Source organism: Oceanobacillus caeni, from assembly GCF_019037185.1.
GTDB classification, from domain to species: Bacteria; Bacillota; Bacilli; order Bacillales; family Amphibacillaceae; genus Oceanobacillus; species Oceanobacillus caeni.
On record NZ_JAHHXM010000025.1, the window covers coordinates 35,125 to 51,152 of the forward strand.

Sequence of the window (16,028 nt, forward strand, 5' to 3'; positions counted from 1 at the left end):
GTTGCTACTTCTCCTTCTCCTACATGAATTTTTTGAACAGTTCCATCTACTGGGGAAGGAATTTCAACAACTGCTTTATCATTTTGTACTTCACATAAAACGTCGTCTTCTTTTACTGTATCCCCTTCTTTAAAGAACCATTTAACAATTTCACCTTCTGCAATTCCTTCTCCAATATCGGGGAATTTAAATTCGAATGCCATTATTTTGTACCTCCTAGTTTTAGAAATTCATTACTGCGTTTACTTTTTCTATGATGTCTTTATGATTTGGAAGCCATACTTCTTCGGCATCAGAGAATGCATATACTGTATCAGGAGCAGTAACACGTAATACCGGTGCTTCTAAATGAAGAATTGCTCTTTCTTGAATTTCACTAACTACATTTGCTGCGACACCAGCTTGTTTCTGTGCTTCTTGCACTACGATAGCACGATTTGTTTTCTTAACAGATTCTAATATTGTATCCGTATCAATAGGAGAAACCGTACGTAAATCAATTACTTCTGCAGAAATTCCATCTTTTTCAAGTTCTTCTGCAGCTTTAAGGCATGAATGAACCATTGCACCATAGGAAACAAGTGTTACATCTTTTCCTTCACGTTTTACATCTGCCTTTCCAATTTCAACTGTATATTCCTCTTCAGGAACTTCTTCACGGAAAGAACGATATAATTTCATATGTTCTAAGAAAATGACTGGATCATTATCACGAATTGCAGAAATTAGTAAACCTTTAGCTTCATACGGTGTTGAAGGAATAACTACTTTTAATCCTGGTTGTTGTGCCATTAAACCTTCTAAAGAATCCGCGTGTAATTCAGGAGTATGTACTCCACCACCAAATGGTGCACGAACTGTAACAGGCATATTCCATCTTCCACCTGAACGATAACGCATACGCGCCATTTGCCCACTAATAGAATCTATTACTTCATAAACGAAACCGAAAAATTGAATTTCCGGAACTGGACGAAATCCTTGGGTAGCTAGACCAATAGTTAACCCGCCAATTCCTGATTCAGCTAGTGGTGTGTCGAATACACGGTCTTCACCAAATTCATCTTGGAGTCCTTCAGTAGCACGGAAAACCCCACCGTTTTTACCAACATCTTCACCAAATACAAGCACATTTTCATCTTTTTTTAATTCTGTACGCATTGCATCAGTGATTGCTTGAATCATTGTCATTTGTGCCATGATTTATTTCGACTCCTTTTCTTTATATTCTTCCATTTGTTCTTGTAAATTGGAAGGTAATACTTCAAACATATTTCCAATTAAATCCGTTACTTTTTGTTTAGGATATTTTTCCGCTTCTTTAATAGCCTTCTTAATATCTTCTTTTGCTTCTTCAATTACTTTGTTTTCTTCGTCTTCAGACCATAATTTTTTACCTTCTAGGAACTTACGGAAACGTACTAATGGGTCTTTCTTCGCCCACTCGTTATCCAATTCTTCAGAACGATAACGTGTTGGATCGTCACCAGACATTGTATGTGGACCATAACGGTACGTAAGTGTCTCAATTAATGTTGGACCTTCTCCTGCAATTGCACGTTCTCTTGCATGTTTAGTTGCTGCATAAACAGCTAGAACGTCCATACCATCAACTTGGATACCTTCAATACCTGCTGCAACGGCTTTTTGTGCTAAAGTTTTTGCATTTGTTTGTAATTCTCTAGGAACGGAAATAGCAAATCCGTTATTTTGCACAACGAAAATAGCTGGAGCTTTAAAAGCGCCCGCAAAGTTAATTCCTTCATAGAAGTCACCTTGAGATGTACCACCATCACCTGTGTATGTTATAGCAACTGTTTTAGCACCGCATTTCTTCATACCTAATGCTACTCCAGCTGTTTGAACATATTGAGCACCAATAATAATTTGTGGACTTAGTGCTTGTAGGTCTTCTGGCATTTGATTTCCATGGAAATGACCTTTAGAGAAAAGGAATGCTTGATATAATGGAAGTCCTTGCCAAATTAATTGTGGAACGTCACGATATCCAGGTAAAAGAAAATCGTCTTTTTCTAAAGCAAATTGACTTCCTAATTGAGAAGCCTCTTGTCCAGCTGTCGGTGCATAGAAACCTAAACGACCTTGTCTGTTTAATGCTATAGAACGCTGATCCAGAATTCGTGTATAAACCATACGACGCATCAATTCTTTCAACTCATCATCCGAAAGATCAGGCATATCATCTTTATTTACTAATTCTCCATCCTCATTAAGGATCTGGAACGTCTCGAACAAACTTTCAACACTTTCTAATACGTGTTTCAAAATAGTTCACCTCTTCCTTTCTTTAACCCAATATTTTTATTTTCAGTTTTAGCTTTACCAAAAAACTGAAAAATGTACTCCTTTATTAATATTTCTTGTACCCTATTTCACGTTAGTAAAATCTTTTCATTGTATTGCCCGTATGTAACTCTGTTATAAAAAACAACCAATAAAAAACTGGTACAATCAATAACTAAATTAAATATATATTATAATTTTATAAAGGTCAATTCCTTTGATTTATTTAATTGTATTCAGATAACTAAGTGTAATTTTCAATCCTCTACCCCTATAAAACTGTTATAACATAGCGAAACAACTGTACTAATTTATATGAAGACAGTTATCTGACAATACTTACTTATCTAACTACTTTTAGGCAAATAAAAAAGGCAACCAAAATTTTAGTTGCCTTTTTTATCTATCTCTTCATCTATTGTTGGTTCTTCGTAGGTCACATCAATATTTGCTAACGTATAAAACTCCCTTTTCAGTTCATTATATTTAATTGTATATGTATTAAATTTCTCATTTGCGTCTAGTACCTTCTCATATCCCTTGTTTATTTTATTAATCTGTTTGGTTAGATCTTCTTGCTTCAAGTCTTGCTTCTGTAACATCTCGTACAATTCCGTTTCTAATTCTAACGATACAATATAGGTTTTATTTAATTCATTATAAGATGAATATCGCTTTTCCATCTTATTGTATAATTTTTCCGCGACCTTCCTTGCATCCTGATCTTTAATTTTTTCAATATAATCTTCCGTTTTCTGAAACACTTCTTTGGAAGATTCCATGTTTTCCTTTTCCATATCAATCAGTTCTGACCTTTTGTTAATGTTATCTATAGCTTCCTTTGCTAATTTTTTTACTTCATCAATTTTGTTATCCGTTCCCAAATCAATGATTTGATTGTAGATTTTTTGTTCTTCAGCTTCTAGATTTGTTATTTTATTTTGTTGAGCTATAAATTCAGACTCAATACGAACTGCTTCTTCTAAATATGTATATATTTCTTCCTCTGCAGTTGTATGATTACATGCAGAAAGAACTATTAAAATGAACAGGTTAAAAAAAATAATAGTTTTTCTTATACGAAACAACAATAGTCACCTCCTAAAACAGGTACTCTTTTATACTTTTTACCGTATAATATTGGGAAGCTTGGCATTCGCCAAGCTTTTGGCGAATGCCTTAGTTGCACTTACGCTGACAGGAAAGATTTTTATACTTTCCTACCTGCTAAAAAATGCACGTTGCATCTCCATTCTAGCTTGTCCTAATAATATGATTTATTTTCCATGAATATGTTAATATAATAAAATGAAATAGTTTAACAATACTTATTATCCATTTTTATCTAAAGGAGTTTTAATATGATAACCATGAAAGATATTGTACGTGAAGGTCATCCTTCACTAACAAAAGAAGCTAAAGAAGTTTCTATCCCCCTCAGCCCTGAGGACAAACAACTATTAAAAGAAATGATTACATTCTTAAAAAATAGTCAAGATGAGGAAATAGCAACTAAATACAAGTTAAGGGCAGGAGTTGGTTTAGCTGCTCCACAATTAGGTATTGAAAAACGTTTAATTGCTATTCATTTTGAGGACGTTGATGGAAAATTATACAGCTATGGCTTAGCCAATCCCAAAATTATTAGTCATTCTGTTGAAGGTGCTTATTTAGCAGCTGGCGAGGGATGTCTATCTGTTGATCGTCCTGTTGAAGGTTACGTGCCAAGACATCGTCGAGTAACAGTTACAGCGGTAGATATGGATGATAATCCGGTTAAATTAAGATTAAAAGGATATCCTGCAATTGTATTCCAACACGAAATAGATCATTTAAATGGAATTATGTTCTTCGATCGTATTAATAAAGAGAATCCATTAAAAATACCAGATAATTCCACTGCAATTGAATAAACTACAGAATAGTGTCCGAGATGACACTATTTTTTTATGTATAAAATCTGTTCGTTTGTTAACGATAAAATTAGGAAAAACCCTCCTAATGATAAGAAAACTAAGGCTTCGCCATGTCTTTTGGCGAATGCCTTAGTTGCCATTATGTAAATAGGAAAGATCTTTATACTTTCCTACCTACGAAAATATTTTTAAAGAAATGATGGATTTTTATTTCAATATTTCCCAAAACATACTATACTAAAGATTAAGAGGGATTGGAACGGTAGAAGTTTTTTGCTTTTCTTCTTTTGAAAGGAGACGTGTTAAGTCATGTTAAAACGCCTTAAAGAAAAGCTTAAGAAACGATGGAAGGAATTTTTAAAGAAAGAAGGACGTGTACCTACAACATTTAAAAAAGACTACCAGTAAATTTTACCAATCAAATTTTTGCGGATTATCAAAAACTCTATTAATAAATACGGAAAACATTACAGAAAAATACAGAACGGAATAAACAATACTAATTAAAGGCAGGAGAGAAAACATGATATTTAAAGTTCTTTATCAGGAATCACCTGATGAAATACCAGTTCGTGAACGTACAAAAAGTATGTATGTAGAAGGAGAATCTGTACGTGAGATTCGCGATAAATTAATAAAAAAAGGCTATAAAATTAATGTAGAACATATTCATGCACTAGACCCAGCACATCTTGAATACGAAAAACAATCCGAACACTTTAAATTGGAGAATGTGTAACGGATGAAATTTGTCAAAAACGATCAAGCAGCAATATACGCACTCGGTGGGTTAGGTGAAATAGGTAAAAACATGTATGCGGTACAGTTCCAAGATGAAATTATTATCATTGATTCAGGTATAAAATTTCCTGAAGATGAACTTCTTGGAATTGATTATGTAATACCCGATTTCACTTACCTTGTACAAAATAAAGATAAAATTAAAGGGTTATTCATTACTCATGGTCATGAGGATCACATTGGGGGAATTCCGTATTTTCTTAGAGAAGTGAATGTTCCTATATATGCTGGAAAACTTGCACTAGGATTGATTCGAAATAAATTAGATGAACATGGTCTATTACGTAATGCAAAATTAATACCCATACAAGAAGATGATATAATTAAATTCCGTAAAACTTCTGTAACTTTTTTCCGTACTACACATAGTATTCCAGATGCATTTGGAATCTTAATAAAGACTCCCCCAGGGAATATCGTACACACAGGCGATTTTAAATTCGATTTTACCCCTGTTGGAGAACCGGCTAACCTTACGAAAATGGCTGAAATTGGAAAAGAAGGTGTACTTTGTCTATTATCGGATAGTACAAACAGTGAAATACCTGGTTTTACCATGTCCGAGAGAGTTGTAGGAGACAGTATTAATGAAATTTTTAGTCGTGTAGATGGGCGCTTAATTTTTGCAACCTTTGCTTCAAACATTTATCGTTTACAACAGGTTGTTGAATCTGCTGTAAAACATAATAGAAAAGTTGCAGTTTTTGGGCGCAGTATGGAATCCGCAATAAACTTAGGTCAAGAATTAGGTTACATTCAAGTTCCTAAAGAAACTTTTATTGATGGTAATCAAATCAATCGTTTACCTGCAAATGAGGTCACTATTCTTTGTACTGGCTCCCAAGGTGAATCCATGGCTGCATTATCTCGTATTGCAAATGGTACACATCGTCAAATTCAACTAATACCGGGAGACACCGTTGTATTTTCTTCCTCACCAATCCCTGGAAATACAGTGAGTGTTTCAAGAATTATCAATAAATTGTATCGTGCTGGAGCAGAAGTGATTCACGGAAAATTAAATAACATCCATACTTCTGGTCACGGTAGCCAAGAAGAACAAAAATTAATGCTTCGTTTAATAAAACCGAAGTATTTCATGCCGATTCACGGGGAATATCGAATGCTAAGAGAACATATTAAATTAGCTGTTTCTTGTGATGTGGAAGAAGACAACTGTTTTATCATGGATAACGGAGATGTACTAGCATTAGGTAAAGAAAATGCATCCGTTGCTGGCAAGATTCCATCTGGATCTATCTATGTAGATGGTAGTGGAATTGGTGATATTGGTAACATTGTTTTACGTGATCGTAGGATTTTATCTGAAGAAGGACTAGTAATCGTTGTTGTAAGTATTAATATGAGAGAATTCAAGATTGCTGCAGGACCAGATATTATCTCTCGTGGTTTTGTTTACATGAGGGAATCCGAAGATTTAATTAATGAAGCACAGAAATTAGTATCCAAACATTTAGATAAGGTAATGGAAAGAAAAACAAATCAATGGTCTGAAATTAAAAATGAAATCACAGATACAATTGCACCTTTCTTATATGAAAAAACAAAACGCAGACCGATGGTATTACCTATTATTATGGAAGTTTAAATAGTAAAAAGGCATTGTGAAGAATCACAGTGCCTTTTTTGTCAATTACGACCGGTTACAGTTCTTTTATTATTAATCAATTGAGTCAATTTCATAATTGCTCTTTTTAAAAATACAAAGACTTACAGAATTTCTAAATTGTATTTTTAAAAACAGAAATCATGCAACTTGTTGCTGGTTTAATTGTGCATTAATACGGTCTGCAGCTAGCTTTGAAGCATTGTAAATAAGGGTAACCATGTCAAAGTGAATTTTGGCACGTTTCCCGGTACGATAACGCACATTGTTAAGCTGAAAGAATTCCTTAAGATACGCATTGACCCGTTCAACAGCGGTACGACGTTTGAAGATTTTTTTCCATGCCTGAGAGCCACGGGCTGGCGCGGTATATCTTCGAAGGTCTGTTGTAATCTTTACTTTATACACCTTTTGGCAGATACCTTCGTCAGCCAAAGGACAGTCACTACATTCCTTCGGTCTTGTATACTTTAACGTTTCATACTTGGCATCAAAACTATCATAACGATAAGAATGCTCTCTAAAACAAGTTGGGGCAAAGTGTTTATCAAAGCCAATAGGCTCCCCTTCGTTTCGCTTATTGTATGCAATGACGGATTGTTGTCCCATTCGATGAACCTGTTCATATAAGGGTTCATAATCATAGCCAGCATCCATTGTTTGATAGCGTAATGGAAGTTGGAGGCGTTCATGAATTCCTTTCAGTAAAGGGATAGCTGCCTTACCGTCATTTAGGCTTCCGGATGAAAAAAGAGCTTGTAGAATATATTGACTGGATGTACCAACGGCCAAATGACCCTTGTAGCCAAACCAGAAAACATTTTGTCCCTCTGAGTTCTTTTTCACACCCCATTTAGGGTCTTGAGGAACTTCAGCACGTAGTTCGACTATAGGAACATCTAATTGAGCCTCAATTTTTCTATCATATAAAGGCAAATCGGCATCCGTTTCAGCTTGTTCTTTAAGCCATTGTTCACGCTCTTCTTTGGATTTGCGGCCACGTTTTTTTGGTTCGGGTTTTGGCTTTTCTTCTTTTGGCGGTGCTTGGTCACGTGCTTCAAAATGGGTGGCATCGATGGCAGCTGTATCATCCATGATAAACCCTTCTGCAATTGCTTGAAGAACAACCTTATCTCGTTCTATTTCTAAGACATTGCACGCCTCTAACTTCGTTACAAGTCGAGAATAAGAGGCCTCGGAGGGGACCGAGTCTGATACCAAAAATCCGCAATTCAATTTAAATGCAACATCATCATGAAGCCGTTTAATAAGGTCCTTAATCGTTGGAATACGTTCGACATATCTCACAAAAGTGGAAATAATCATGGCAGCATAATTTAGTTCTTCAGGCGCACCTAACCGTGATTTTTTGATAACTTTAGGATAAATGTTATCCAAATTGATCGCTGATATAATGGCATCATATTTTTGGGTAGGTTCCATGTCGTATAATTCTTGAATGCTAAATAAGCTAGTTTGTCGTATAATGGTCAAAGGGAGCACTCCTTCTGTCTTTTTGGTTGTTTCATCAACTACCATTATACAAGATTTGGGGAGGTGCTTCCTTTTTTATGTTATTAATCCCTTGTCCCGCAGGGGCTGAGAATTATGAAATTCATTCAATTACTAGATGTTTTTCAAACCTAGACAAATCATTATCAGCTCCTATTACAATAAGGATATCGTCCGTTTGTAGGGCTTCATTAGCCTGAGGAGAGACATTAATCTCACTCCCCTTTTTAATTGCAACAACGTTACAACCGTAGTTCGCACGAATATCTAGTTCAGCAAGTGATTTCCCCACCATTTTTCTTCCTACTTTTACCTCAGCAATACTATGATCATCTGATAATTCAAGATAATCAAGTATATTATTTGATATGAAATTATGCGCAAGGCGCTTTCCCATATCACGTTCAGGATGCACAATTCGATCTGCACCAATTTTATGCAAGATTTTTTCGTGATAATCATTTTGCGCTTTTACCGTCACCCTACTAACACCTAAATCTTTTAATATTACCGTGGTTAATATACTTGCTTGGATATTTTCACCAATTGCAACAATAACATGTTCAAAATTGGAAATTCCTATGTCTTTTAAAGAATCTTCATCTGTTGAATCTAAAATAACTGCATGGGAAGCAATATTCTTAAACTCATTAACCTTCTCAACATCAATATCTATTGCCAAAACAGGCATTCCCTCAAAACTTAGTTCCCTACATATACTACCACCAAATCGCCCTAATCCAATTACTGCAAACTCTTTCTTTTTCATAAAAATCCTCCAATAAAGTGAAACTCATTCAGTAAAGAGTTTCGACGCTCAGAACGTCATGATTTTATTCGGCCTTTTATACCCCACTGAATGTTAGTTGAACTTCTCAGGGCGTTACCGGCTGCCCACTCCTCATTTTAGATATCTTTATTTAACTCGACTTCTTCAAGTAGTGGACTTACAGCCAATAAACACGTGATTTTAATCTCATCACACGAAAATTTTCTGCCCTAGTTATTTTCTCTATTTTACCACACTAAAAAGAGAAGAAGGAATTTACCCTCTTCCCCATACTTTAATTGGAGTACTACATTACAAAGCGATGTTACTGAATACAATTATTATTGTAATCTTTCATTTACCATTTGAACAATATCTTCTGCAGCATAACCCTGTGCATTAATTACAGACGCTTCTGTAACAACATCCGCCATTCCCATAACATCTTTATCCATTCCAGATATGATGCAACAATCACACCCATTTACATCAGATTCAGTTCTAAGATCTACAACTTCATGTCCCATTTCCATCAATGCCGCTTTTACATCTGATAGTGTTTCTTCTACACCAATACGTGCCATACGTATTTCCTCCTCACATATACATTTACATATGTAGTTTGACCCAAATACCGGAGAAATATGTAAGGTTTCCTTGCATATTAAAAACTAAGGCATTCACTTAGTATTAGTTGATGCCTTAGTTGCACTTATGCAGAAAGAAAGTTTTATATGTTTTCCCATCTGCTAATAAAGAAGAATTCCATGGGAATCTTACTACCCATTTAGGGGGATAAAAAAAGAGCATGAGCTTTTCTTTTATTTATTAAATATATTTGTAACATAAATTTCCTTTTTTAATTGCTTTAAAATTGCTCTTCTAGTTAAAATCCCGTCGAAATAATTATCTTTATCTACTACACATATAAAAGCATGATCGATTGTAGCATTTAATCCATCTAATAAATTATTTTCTTTTTTTAAGGTCAGAAGGTTGTCATTCATCGCTTCCTTCACTTTTAACTCTGATAGCTTTTCAATTTCGAATCGTTCCATTCCTAAAATTTGATTTAATATGGCTGTTTTACTAATTATCCCAACTAATTTATAAGACGTGTCCAGCACAGGGACAGCTGAATAACCGGATTTCACTAATACTAATAAAGCATGTTCCAAAGGATTATTTACCTGTACGTGGGCGACCTTTTCGGAGGAAATCATTAAATCACCAACAGAAATATCTGATAATCTTCTATCTTCTTGTAACATACTCATAGCATAAACATCCCTTCTTAAGTGTTTAACAAACGATCTGTTTTTTTAAGTTTAATGATTACTTAACTTCTTAAATTACACACACTAAATATAGATATATAATATGTCTCTAAAATGTGTAGGCGCTTTCTCCTCTATAATAAGTGTAACACAATAAATAATAGCATACATTTCCTAAGCTTTAAAAATATTATTTCACTTAAATGGGTTTTAATCTGAAGTTTAATGAATAAAAGTAGAGAGTTGACGAGGTATATAATAGATGAGTATTAGAATATTTGCTTTAGGTTTGGCAAATGTCTTTGTTGCACTTATGCAAATTTTTACGGTGAGTAATCGGAACCCCAGATGGGAAAGATTTTTATACTTCTTACCTGCTTAAAAAGGAACCCACAGATGACACAATCCATATCTTAGGTTAGAATAGACAATTGTAGTTATTCGTATTATGCTTTGGCGGATGCCTTTGTTGCACTTGACAGGAAGAAAGTTTTATCCTTCCCTACCTGCTATCATACCAGAAAAAAACACATTACATTATAATTTTATCAGAAAAAGGTAAAAAGTCAATTTTTAATTATTTCTTTAGCTAGTATTTTTATTAATGGAGAGGATTTTTTATGGATAGACGGACTTTTTTAAAAAGAGGGATGGGAAGTCTCATCACTTTATTTGGTTTAAGTGGTGGTGGATATTTTTACGCAAAAGAATTGGAGCCTCGAATGATTAAATTTCAGCACGAACTCATTCAATCAAAAAAAATCCCTCCATCTTTTGATAATTTTAAAATTGCCCAGTTCTCTGATACCCACATTGGTTTCCATTATACAGTCGATCAGCTTTCCGAATTAATCGAAAAAATTAACGCAAATCATCCGGATGTTATTGTTTTTACAGGTGATCTTGTAGACAATCCTAATAAATTTGATGCATACACTTCCATTCAAGAGAAACTTAAACGATTAGACGCACCTTATGGTAAATTCTGGATATATGGTAATCACGACCACGGGGGATATGGCACGGAAATTATTAAAAAAGTAATGAAAGAATCTGATTTTCATTTATTACAAAATAGCCATACCGTTATAGAAAAAGGAGCCGACCGTTTTATATTAGCAGGTATAGATGATGTCATGTTAGGAAAGCCAGATTTAACTGTTGCATTGGATCAAGTGAATCATGAGTTATTTACCATTTTATTGGCACATGAACCTGACTATGCTGACATTGCATCAAAGTACCCGATCGATGTTCAATTATCCGGTCATAGCCATGGCGGGCAAGTTCGATTACCATGGATTGGTGATCTATATACTCCTGATTATGCGGAAAAGTATGTTAAAGGGAAATATATGCTTAATAAGGATACGTTTACACTATACGTTAATAGCGGAATTGGGACAACGCGTCTCCCCTACCGATTCCTGTGTAAGCCTGAAATTCATATCTTTACTTTAAAACACTCCTAATTACGATAGGATTGTCATAAATATTTCAAAACATATCCTGCTTTTCTTTTGATATCATATTACAATTAAAATAATAGGCAAATTTTGCTATTTGAAAAAAGATTCAAAAGGGGTGGTGAAATGAAATTCCTAAAATTTCTCTCACTAAGTTTATTTCTTTTCCTAGCAGCTTGCGGAGGATATCCTATAGAAACAAATATGTCACAGGAAGTTGCTAATTTTAATTTTACTACTCAAGATAATGAAAGTTTATCACTTAAAGATTTAGAGGGAGAATGGTGGATCGCAGATTTTATTTTTACAAATTGTACAACCGTTTGCCTTCCGATGACACACAACATGTCCCAACTCCAATCTAAACTAAAAGAAGAGAATCTTGATGTGAAATTAGTTTCCTTTAGTGTTGATCCAGAATTTGATTCACCAGAAGTATTGAAACAATATGGGGAAAGTTATGAGGCAGACTTTACAAATTGGAACTTCTTAACAGGCTATGATTTTGATACAATTAAGGAGTTATCTATTAAATCATTTAAAAATCTAGTTGTCGAACCAAAGGAAGATGATCAAGTAATGCACGGTACTTCCTTTTTTCTAGTTAGCCCTGAAGGTGAAGTTATTAAAAATTATAGTGGAGTAGATGCAACTGAGATAGATTCGATAGTTGCAGATTTAAAAGAGCTAAATTAGGATATTTGAGGCTGGGACAAAACCTTTCTAAAATAAAACAGCATGAAATTGACTGGATAAACTTTGATTTTATGCTGTTTTATTTACATGACTTGCACTAAAATCAAATCATTTTCAATTTATATTCCAGCCCCGTTTTTCTTGCTTATAGACAAGCTTTACGATACGATAGAATAAAAGTCGGTGGAAAGGAGGAAATTGTAATATGGATCAAAAGGATGATTCACTAAAAGAAATTGCAAAGGCACTATTTATAATAAATAGACATGCCAAAACCGCGCCAGAACCAAAGCACTTGTATTATATAAAAAAAGAAACCATTAACAAATTATTAAAAGAAAAAAAGGCTATTAAAATGGGACTCCATTTTTCTGATCATCCCAAATTAAGTAATCAACACTCTACTTTATTAGTTAAAGTAGACGATTATTATTTTCATATCCCCCCAACTAAAGAAGACTTCAAAGGACTCAAGCATCTTGGTTCATTGGATCAAAATTATCGGAATCCCCAAACTAAAATGTCATTATCAAAAGCCAAAAAAATTGTTTATAATTATATAAATTACAAGCCGGTTAAAAAACAAGATAGCTCTAATAGAAGATACACTTCTACTTACTATACCCCTTCTTCTCTCGGAAAAATGGAATGGCCACCAATTCATCCATCACGAAGAAAGTTTTAATTTACAAGAATAAACTACGAAGTTCTCACATAAGAATGAAGTAGTTTTTTTATTTTGCTTTTTTACGAAAAAATTGAGTTTACGTGAATTAAAATAGTTACTAAAGTATTACGTCTTACCAATCAATTTGCGTATGCTATAGAAAATGATTAATGACACTCCAAAAAAAGCAAAGACTTGTAAAATCATCTGTATCACTATTGTTTTCGCCTCGGATAAACTAGGAATAAAAAATATCATTAAGCATATTGCAATAAATACAAACAGACTACTAATAATATAACTTAATAAATGGTTTAATTTTAGAAGTATAATCCATTGTATGAAAGGATGGATAATCACGTAAATAATAATTAGTACCATACACATTAAAATAAAATAAAAAAGCTCATTATTTAATCCCAAAGCAGCAAGGTGATGAAATTTTATGAAACTAAAAATAAATTCTCTCAACCTACTCTCCTCCCTTCCCTATTTGCATACATTTTTGCCTAAATTAAAATAAACTATACGGCTAACTTATTGATTTAAGAGGATTTTCGAAACGTCCGTTGAAAATGACACTTCGACGGACAGGAAACGAATTAAAGGATAGCTGGCGTATAAACAGATATTGTAGCTAACGTTGGTTTCCCTTGTAGGGGCAACATACAATTAACCAACCTAAGGTCCTTGAATTTATTTTACATTCTGTCGTTAATTAATAGACTTATAAGTAGAAATTTATATCCATAAAGAAGACTTCTAAGGTGGAATAAACGCAAAAAACAGAGATAGCTTTCCTATCCCTGTTTTCATATCTATTATACTTTCATTTCATCCTGGTTTCGTTTACGTTTTGATTTCAGTAATTCTTTGTGTTTTTTCTCCAAACGTAATTCAATTTGTTGTATTCTTTTTTCATCATCTAATAATTCTTGTTTATTTTGTTCCACTAGTTGCTCAAAATTTAATGTTTTCGGTCTCATATGTTACACTCCTTTAATGTTCTGAATCTATTATACCCTAATTCTAATTATTTTAATCTAAATTATTTGAACATTTTATTAAAATTTTACAATTCGCAAAAAGGTGGTTTTAGAAATTAGGGGATTTTATAGGAAAAACGTTCATACTAATACCAATGAAGCATAATATACTGATGGAAAAATAAACCATTACACATAATGGTTTATTTTTGGTAATGAGACTTTAATTTAGAAGTACTTTCTTTTGAGGTCAAGGAGGAACTTACTAAGTCGAGGATTGTATAGTTAAGTAATAAAAATCATCATTTGTTGGATATCTAAACTAAAAAAGTAAATCTATTTAACCTCATCTTCTTTTCCATTATCACTTTTTAAATTATCGTATACGTTTAACAAATGATCTAATTCCTGACTTAAGGCAATCGATTCCCTATCGGTAAACCCCTTATTCATGGCAATTTGGGTCAATTTTTTTCTTAAATGCTCAATTTTAACTAAAACGTTTTCAGTGCTATTCATATTAGGCTAGATATCCTCCTTTAAATAATTCTTTTATACTTTAGCATAGCTAATAAGCGATTGACAAGCAATTATAACTTTAAGAGGTTGTTCAAAAGTCTGGTGAAAATGAAATTTCGAAACTAAGGAGCTTCGACTAAGTTCCGCTTGCTCACGTATTGACTGCATACATTCCGCTAAAGATATTGCGTTTTTAGCTGACCTCGATCCTTTTCACCTACTTTTTGAACACGTACTTTAAGAAATAATTGTCGATTCTATTTTTAGACTGTGCTACTATGGTAAATATACATGTAGTTGGAAGGAATGTACGTTTTGAAGAATAAAAGTAAAAAGCAAAAAAATGAATGGATTGAATGGTTAAAGGCGATTGTAATTGCAATCATAATCGCATTTTTTTTACGTACTTTCATTTTCGCCACTTCTATCGTGGAAGGGGAAAGTATGGATCCCACCTTAGAAGATGGAGAAAGGGTTATTTTTAATAAACTTATCTATTTAATAGATGAACCTAGTCGTGGAGATATCGTAATAATTCAAAGACCTACGAAAAATTATGTGAAACGAGTCATAGGATTACCTGGAGAAACGATTGAAATCAATGAAGGTGAACTATATATTAATGGTGAAAGATACAACCAAACATTTTTATCTGAGGAAGCCAGACTTCAGACAAATAATTTTGGTCCAGAGACCATACCGGAAGACAGTTACTTTGTAATGGGGGATAATCGTGCAATAAGTAAAGATAGTAGAAACGGATTAGGATTAATCCAAGAAAGTGAGATAATCGGTAAGTCAGAGATTATCATTTATCCCTTTAGCGAATGGAAAAGAACGAGGTAAATAATTAGAATTAATGGAAGGAATAGTTTTCGACTATCCCTTCCTAATCATTTATTTTTCATGATCTAAAATACAATAACCAATATTTAATGCTAGTATTCCAAAACAAACTACACCAAATAGAACTTCTAAGCCACCCATTTATGTTGCACCCCTTTCAACAATTGTAGAAATAGTACTAACTATCTTCTAACCCAATCATATACTATTTCCTTACACTAAATAAAGTAAAAAATATTTTTCATTACTATTCAATCCCTTATTTAAATTGTAATAGTCTTCTTAAAAATTTTCCATTTATTTTAAAAAATGTTTCGGCCTCTTTAAGGTTTACAAAAAATTAGGCAAACGTCCAGACAATTTCAGTTATGGGTCATATAGTATATTGAAACATTTTAGGAGGTGTTGGCATGAGCTATTGTGGAGGCTATGGTTACGGCTATGGTGGATATGGTTCTAACTTTGCGCTAATTGTTGTGCTTTTCATTCTTTTAATAATCGTTGGCGCAGCATTTTACTGCTAAATCCTATAAACGATAAGCTTGTGCTATTTGCACAAGCTTATTATTATGACTTTAGTCCGTTGAGTACGCGGCAGCGTGCGAAACAGAAAACCACCTGCTATGCGGGTGGGTAACAAGT

At 33.7% G+C, this 16,028-nt stretch carries 18 protein-coding genes (1 of these 18 running past the window's edge); 8 read left to right on the top strand and 10 right to left on the bottom strand.

Annotated features, from left to right (window positions below):
• The 4 genes from KM885_RS12910 to KM885_RS12925 all read right to left on the bottom strand — a co-directional run.
• Nucleotides 1-203: the beginning of a dihydrolipoyllysine-residue acetyltransferase gene (locus KM885_RS12910; protein ID WP_216884106.1), read on the bottom strand. It extends 1,447 nt beyond the left edge of the window; only the first 203 of its 1,650 coding nucleotides appear in the window; its start codon is at nt 201-203; its stop codon lies beyond the left edge, outside the window.
• A 19-nt stretch (nt 204-222) separates the two neighbouring features.
• Nucleotides 223-1,200 carry an alpha-ketoacid dehydrogenase subunit beta gene (locus KM885_RS12915; protein WP_060668673.1) on the bottom strand — a complete coding sequence of 326 codons (978 nt, stop codon included), beginning with the start codon at nt 1,198-1,200 and terminating at the stop codon, nt 223-225.
• Nucleotides 1,201-1,203: 3 nt separating this feature from the next.
• Entirely contained in the window at nt 1,204-2,286 is a 1,083-nt protein-coding gene (gene pdhA / locus KM885_RS12920) for a pyruvate dehydrogenase (acetyl-transferring) E1 component subunit alpha (RefSeq protein ID WP_216884107.1), read from the bottom strand.
• A 404-nt stretch (nt 2,287-2,690) separates the two neighbouring features.
• A complete protein-coding gene (locus tag KM885_RS12925) occupies nt 2,691-3,395 on the bottom strand; it encodes a YkyA family protein (RefSeq protein WP_244987015.1) in 705 nt (234 codons plus the stop codon).
• A 270-nt stretch (nt 3,396-3,665) separates the two neighbouring features.
• On the opposite strand from KM885_RS12925, the gene def reads away from it, so the two are divergent.
• From def to rnjA, 3 genes are all read left to right on the top strand, one after another.
• Nucleotides 3,666-4,217: a peptide deformylase gene (def, locus tag KM885_RS12930; protein ID WP_060668671.1), complete on the top strand. Its 552-nt coding sequence runs from the start codon at nt 3,666-3,668 to the stop codon at nt 4,215-4,217.
• Nucleotides 4,218-4,743: 526 nt separating this feature from the next.
• A complete protein-coding gene (locus tag KM885_RS12935; protein WP_047185348.1) occupies nt 4,744-4,959 on the top strand; it encodes a DNA-dependent RNA polymerase subunit epsilon in 216 nt (71 codons plus the stop codon).
• A gap of 3 nt (nt 4,960-4,962) precedes the next feature.
• Nucleotides 4,963-6,630: a ribonuclease J1 gene (gene rnjA, locus KM885_RS12940; RefSeq protein ID WP_204797827.1), complete on the top strand. Its 1,668-nt coding sequence runs from the start codon at nt 4,963-4,965 to the stop codon at nt 6,628-6,630.
• A gap of 159 nt (nt 6,631-6,789) precedes the next feature.
• On the opposite strand, the gene KM885_RS12945 is transcribed toward rnjA, so the two are convergent.
• The 4 genes from KM885_RS12945 to cbpB form a co-directional block, all read right to left on the bottom strand.
• Entirely contained in the window at nt 6,790-8,142 is a 1,353-nt protein-coding gene (locus KM885_RS12945) for an IS1182 family transposase (protein ID WP_060669377.1), read from the bottom strand.
• A gap of 121 nt (nt 8,143-8,263) precedes the next feature.
• The gene (locus tag KM885_RS12950; protein ID WP_216884108.1) at nt 8,264-8,929 is read right to left on the bottom strand and encodes a potassium channel family protein; all 666 of its coding nucleotides are present in this window, start codon (nt 8,927-8,929) and stop codon (nt 8,264-8,266) included.
• 341 nt (nt 8,930-9,270) lie between these two features.
• Nucleotides 9,271-9,513, bottom strand: a complete 243-nt coding sequence (locus KM885_RS12955; protein WP_047185345.1) for a YkuS family protein — start codon at nt 9,511-9,513, stop codon at nt 9,271-9,273.
• Between the two features lie 237 nt (nt 9,514-9,750).
• On the bottom strand, nt 9,751-10,206 hold the full coding sequence (gene cbpB, locus KM885_RS12960) for a cyclic-di-AMP-binding protein CbpB (protein ID WP_060669282.1): 456 nt from the start codon (nt 10,204-10,206) through the stop codon (nt 9,751-9,753).
• 620 nt (nt 10,207-10,826) lie between these two features.
• Between cbpB and KM885_RS12965 the strand changes: the two genes are divergently transcribed.
• The 3 genes from KM885_RS12965 to KM885_RS12975 all read left to right on the top strand — a co-directional run bounded on the left by KM885_RS12965 (nt 10,827) and on the right by KM885_RS12975 (nt 13,053).
• Entirely contained in the window at nt 10,827-11,678 is an 852-nt protein-coding gene (locus KM885_RS12965; protein ID WP_060669281.1) for a metallophosphoesterase, read from the top strand.
• 120 nt (nt 11,679-11,798) lie between these two features.
• Complete coding sequence (locus tag KM885_RS12970) at nt 11,799-12,368, top strand: SCO family protein (RefSeq protein WP_204797828.1); 570 nt, start codon at nt 11,799-11,801, stop codon at nt 12,366-12,368.
• Between the two features lie 205 nt (nt 12,369-12,573).
• Nucleotides 12,574-13,053: a YkyB family protein gene (locus KM885_RS12975; protein WP_060669280.1), complete on the top strand. Its 480-nt coding sequence runs from the start codon at nt 12,574-12,576 to the stop codon at nt 13,051-13,053.
• 803 nt (nt 13,054-13,856) lie between these two features.
• Here KM885_RS12975 and KM885_RS12980 read toward each other — a convergent pair.
• The gene (locus KM885_RS12980) at nt 13,857-14,021 is read right to left on the bottom strand and encodes an FbpB family small basic protein (protein ID WP_083452657.1); all 165 of its coding nucleotides are present in this window, start codon (nt 14,019-14,021) and stop codon (nt 13,857-13,859) included.
• Between the two features lie 336 nt (nt 14,022-14,357).
• Nucleotides 14,358-14,540: an aspartyl-phosphate phosphatase Spo0E family protein gene (locus tag KM885_RS12985; RefSeq protein ID WP_204797829.1), complete on the bottom strand. Its 183-nt coding sequence runs from the start codon at nt 14,538-14,540 to the stop codon at nt 14,358-14,360.
• Between the two features lie 315 nt (nt 14,541-14,855).
• Between KM885_RS12985 and lepB the strand changes: the two genes are divergently transcribed.
• A complete protein-coding gene (lepB, locus tag KM885_RS12990) occupies nt 14,856-15,386 on the top strand; it encodes a signal peptidase I (RefSeq protein ID WP_225344201.1) in 531 nt (176 codons plus the stop codon).
• Nucleotides 15,387-15,796: 410 nt separating this feature from the next.
• A complete protein-coding gene (locus tag KM885_RS12995; protein WP_083452656.1) occupies nt 15,797-15,910 on the top strand; it encodes a YjcZ family sporulation protein in 114 nt (37 codons plus the stop codon).
• Nucleotides 15,911-16,028 lie beyond the last annotated feature (118 nt).